The following is a 3,122-nucleotide window of genomic DNA, read 5'->3' as shown; positions in this document are numbered from 1 at the left end:
AACGTTTCGATTTGCTCTGATTGGCTTTCAACAGCAACCTCTGTTGACTCGTCAACCTGTTCGTTTGTTTCTAAACTTTCAGAACCAATTTCTTTTTTTGCTAAAACGATAGTTTTAGTTTTTTTATATATATTCTTATTCTGGTTCTTTATAGCTTGATTTTGCTTAGCGTTTGCTTCAGCAAAAAAAACGTTTTGCTTGTCATTTGCTTCAGCAAAATTATTAACATGTTGTTTTGTATTATTTTTTGCTTTTGCACCTTTTTTACCAGCCTCACTACGAACTTGCGATATGTGCTCTTTTTTATCAGCAAAATCGTTCAGCTCTTCTTCAACGCGCGTATTCCACAATCCATTATCTGTCTCAACAAGTTTATTATTTCTCATGAGATATTCGACAATAGCTGCAAATTTTTTCTGCGAACAATGACAAACACGTGCAAGCGTTTGAAAATCTGTTTTAAGTGGTTCTTTTTTTTCATACATGCAAACGAGAAGGGTTATATAAACCCCCCGTTGTTCAGATGTCATTCCATTTGTACCACTTATCCAGTCATACAAATGGAATCTTATCCATGGCATTGCATTAGACATGCGCGCCCCCTTCTTTCTTTAAATATAAAATTGCCAAAGCATCTGCTTCGTTGTCATCTTCAGGCGCATGCCCTTTGGAACATATCGCCCAGCCTGTCTTAGCACCTAGATCAAGATAGAGAATCGTGTTAGTCATTTGCTATTCCATTAAAAATTATTTTTACAAAGCCGTTCAACGGTAATTATTTTCGAAATGGGGGGGAAAATGCCTCAAGTAGTGTCTAAATTGTTTTCTATTTCTTCTGTCCTTATTAATTTTGCACATACAATTTTTTCAATTTACACTAAGTACAAAGAACAGGAAGAACGAAAACTAGGACCAAAATTGGAACTTAAATCTATTTCTCAACCAAGAAGTGATAGTGTTATTCCATCAAAGAAACGAGAATTTAAGATACTCGCAGAATCATTGATTCATTTACACGTAACCTTCTATAATCCTACAAAACAAATGATTAGATTGAATTATATATGGATAGATAAAAAAAGTCCCTTTGAATTTGCTCATGTTTCATATCCTAAATCCGGCCTAGAACTGCATAAACAAAAAGAAAATATTTTCATTAAAACGCAAAAAAAACACGTCAACTTGATAACCCCTAAACTCAACCCAATCCAAAATGAATGGTATAATTTATTTAGTATTGAGAGTGAAAGCGAACTGACATTTTTACTCATTTTTAAAATGCATAACCCATCTGAAATACAACCCATTAATATCATTGTAGAACACACTTCTCCAAATTATCCGACCAAAACACTTAAACCTCATTTTTATCTTGGTTCCTTTTGTGATGACTAATATTCCAATTTCATTGGAACTAAAAATAATCAAATTCACTACTTTCTCTTATAAGCGGTTTTCTATCTTATCTCATTGCACTAAATGCGCAGATTGTGTGTATTTCTGTAAACTATCTATGAAATGTTTTTTGAAACCGTGCGCATTACTATATGCCTTTATAGACAATGATGGTCCTAAAGCACTTTTAGCTATTAAATTATCATTTTCATCAAGAGAAAAATCCCAATCAGAATCGCTAAAAACAATTGTGCTGCCATCTGGAAAATGCATTTCTTTTGTTGAATCTTCTAAAATATGAAAAGTATAAGATAAGTTTTGTATTTTTTTACGAAAGACATAAAAGCCAGAAAAAAACATGATTACATTGACTATAAAAAACACAATCATCGTCGCCCAACTGGAATCCATCTTTATTTCCTTTCTTCTTTAAGAATGTGAATGCTGCTGTTGATGTTCGTTATTATCTGTAGGGGCAGCAATAAAAGCAGAACTAGAGCTAGAACTATCCTTCAACTTTTGCAGCTTTAAATAACTATTTAAAGATAGTCCTTTGCCTTGTTCCCAACGACAAACAGAAGCTTGCTTAACACCTAAAATATCTGCTAATTCCTTTTGTGTTAGCGATAAACACTTTCGGATAGATTTAATTTTTAATTTTTCCTCTGTGTCCATTTGAGTTAAGCTCCTTAATTTTAACCATATACGCAATTGTATAGAATTAATTAAAAAAAACAATAGATTTTTTTAATTTTAAAATCATAAGTAACTAATTATGACGAAAAATATCATTGCGACATTGCAAGTATTGCAATCTGAGTTTGGTCTTAATCAAAAAGATCTTGCCGATAGATTAAATGTAACCCAAGCGACCGTATCAAGATGGTTAGGAAGTGAATCAGATCCCAGAGGTTCACACAGAGACGCCATTTTAGAACTTTATAAAAGCTTAAAAGGTTATAATCAAATTACTACACTTGTTCCTGTTATGGGGTATGTAGGAGCAGGATTAGAGATTGATACCGATGTTGAGCAAATCCCAGAAGATGGGCTTGAAACAATCGAAATACCATTTGATTTGCCTTTTGAAACAATAGGGTTCATGGTTCGTGGAGATTCCATGTTTCCCGTGTATAAAGATGGTGATTTGATCGTAGTTAAACATCTGCAAACAAAGCCAATGAGCGATTATTACGGTGATGAAGTTGTCGTTCTAACAGAAGATAATAGGCGTTTCATCAAACAAATTACTCGCTCTTCAGAGGGCATTGTACTCAAATCATGGAATGCGCTACCTATTAAAAATGCTAAAATAAAATGGGTTGGAGAAATAGTTGCAATATTACCGCGCAAATCCTATCGTCTACTTATGAAATAATCCCAATAAAGCGTTTGATTCTATTGCTTGTGAGGATGGCATTTAAATGAAAATGCAAAAAAAATGAAATATAGGTGATTTTTTGCTTGCTTATATTTATACATTTGCGTATAAGTAATTATACAAGCCACGCACAAACAATTGCCAAGAGGCGTTAGGGAGGAGAAATTATGGAAAATCCAATTCTTATAAATTCTGATGAAATTTTATTAGTTGTCTATGATGATGATCAAAACATTGGTCGGTCTGGACCACTAGATGAAAGCCAAGTTCTAAAAATTATTGACGAGGCAGATGATGCAATCCAAATCTTTCGCATCAATCCTTCTGAGAATAATTGTGAAGATAT

Annotated in this window: 6 protein-coding genes; 2 read left to right on the top strand and 4 right to left on the bottom strand. The window is 33.3% G+C overall.

All coding sequences use genetic code 11. From position 1 onward, the window contains the following. Both PVV60_RS09895 and PVV60_RS09890 read right to left on the bottom strand, forming a co-directional pair. Window positions 1-593 (bottom strand): YdaU family protein (locus PVV60_RS09895; protein ID WP_273724600.1); only part of this gene is annotated, 593 nt, incomplete at its 3' end. Beyond that, the gene (locus tag PVV60_RS09890) at window positions 586-729 is read right to left on the bottom strand and encodes a hypothetical protein (RefSeq protein WP_273721947.1); all 144 of its coding nucleotides are present in this window, start codon (window positions 727-729) and stop codon (window positions 586-588) included. The genes PVV60_RS09890 and PVV60_RS09895, both read right to left, overlap by 8 nt. Window positions 730-798: 69 nt before the next feature. Between PVV60_RS09890 and PVV60_RS09885 the strand changes: the two genes are divergently transcribed. Beyond that, the gene (locus tag PVV60_RS09885; protein WP_273724599.1) at window positions 799-1,395 is read left to right on the top strand and encodes a hypothetical protein; all 597 of its coding nucleotides are present in this window, start codon (window positions 799-801) and stop codon (window positions 1,393-1,395) included. 72 nt (window positions 1,396-1,467) lie between these two features. On the opposite strand, the gene PVV60_RS09880 is transcribed toward PVV60_RS09885, so the two are convergent. Both PVV60_RS09880 and PVV60_RS09875 read right to left on the bottom strand, forming a co-directional pair. Continuing rightward, window positions 1,468-1,806 carry a hypothetical protein gene (locus tag PVV60_RS09880; RefSeq protein WP_273721938.1) on the bottom strand — a complete coding sequence of 113 codons (339 nt, stop codon included), beginning with the start codon at window positions 1,804-1,806 and terminating at the stop codon, window positions 1,468-1,470. Between the two features lie 18 nt (window positions 1,807-1,824). Further along, window positions 1,825-2,070 (bottom strand): helix-turn-helix transcriptional regulator, encoded by a 246-nt coding sequence (locus tag PVV60_RS09875; RefSeq protein WP_273724598.1) that lies wholly within the window; start codon window positions 2,068-2,070, stop codon window positions 1,825-1,827. A 100-nt stretch (window positions 2,071-2,170) separates the two neighbouring features. Here PVV60_RS09875 and PVV60_RS09870 point away from each other — a divergent pair, with 100 nt between their 5' ends. After that, the gene (locus tag PVV60_RS09870) at window positions 2,171-2,773 is read left to right on the top strand and encodes a S24 family peptidase (protein ID WP_273724597.1); all 603 of its coding nucleotides are present in this window, start codon (window positions 2,171-2,173) and stop codon (window positions 2,771-2,773) included. Window positions 2,774-3,122 lie beyond the last annotated feature (349 nt).

This window comes from Bartonella sp. AU18XJBT, assembly GCF_028618595.1.
Taxonomy (GTDB): Bacteria; Pseudomonadota; Alphaproteobacteria; order Rhizobiales; family Rhizobiaceae; genus Bartonella.
The sequence above is the reverse complement of the archived record's forward strand: the minus strand, read 5'-3'. Positions and strand labels throughout refer to the sequence as shown.

Coding starts and splice junctions, on each gene's coding strand:
- PVV60_RS09875 (WP_273724598.1), bottom strand. CDS start 2,070: ATGGACACAGAGGAAAAATTAAAAATTAAATCTATCCGAAAGTGTTTA.
- PVV60_RS09885 (WP_273724599.1), top strand. CDS start 799: ATGCCTCAAGTAGTGTCTAAATTGTTTTCTATTTCTTCTGTCCTTATT.
- PVV60_RS09890 (WP_273721947.1), bottom strand. CDS start 729: ATGACTAACACGATTCTCTATCTTGATCTAGGTGCTAAGACAGGCTGG.
- PVV60_RS09880 (WP_273721938.1), bottom strand. CDS start 1,806: ATGGATTCCAGTTGGGCGACGATGATTGTGTTTTTTATAGTCAATGTA.
- PVV60_RS09870 (WP_273724597.1), top strand. CDS start 2,171: ATGACGAAAAATATCATTGCGACATTGCAAGTATTGCAATCTGAGTTT.